Annotated in this window: 1 protein-coding gene; it reads right to left on the bottom strand. The window is 69.4% G+C overall.

Going from position 1 to position 445, the window contains the following annotated elements:
• Nucleotides 1-445: hypothetical protein (locus tag JQK88_RS35730; protein ID WP_203281290.1), on the bottom strand; the 445-nt coding region annotated here is incomplete at both ends.

Below are 445 nucleotides of genomic sequence, written 5' to 3'. Positions count from 1 at the left end.
CCACAGACGCTGCTTGAGGATCGCGTTGACCCGGCCGCGCGCCGGCTGGTCGACGCCGGACTCGACGGTGAACAGTTCCATGCCGGTGCGCGGCTCGCGCCACCATTGCAACTGATGCCCCTGGAACTGCTGGGTCTTGGATTTTTCCAGCGCCAGTTCGCTGACGCGCAGCGCATCGAAGGCCGAGGCGTCGTCGCCGACGCGGCGGTAACGCTCGCCGTCGCGGCCGGCGCGCAGGGACGCGATGTCCACGCGCTGCAGGCGCACCGGCAGGCTGCGCTTGCCGGCGCGCCACTGCCCTTCCAGCGCATCGCCCTTCGCGCTCAGTTCCCAGCGCTCGGTGGTCGCGCCCTTGCGGTCGAGCACCTGCAGGTGCAGGCCCTTGTCGTCGCGCTTGCCTTGCAGTTCCAGGTCGCGCAGGTGCTTGAAGTAGAAGTACTGGCCG

The organism is Mesorhizobium caraganae, from assembly GCF_016836705.1.
GTDB classification, from domain to species: Bacteria; Pseudomonadota; Alphaproteobacteria; order Rhizobiales; family Rhizobiaceae; genus Mesorhizobium; species Mesorhizobium caraganae.
The sequence above is the reverse complement of the archived record's forward strand: the minus strand, read 5'-3'. Positions and strand labels throughout refer to the sequence as shown.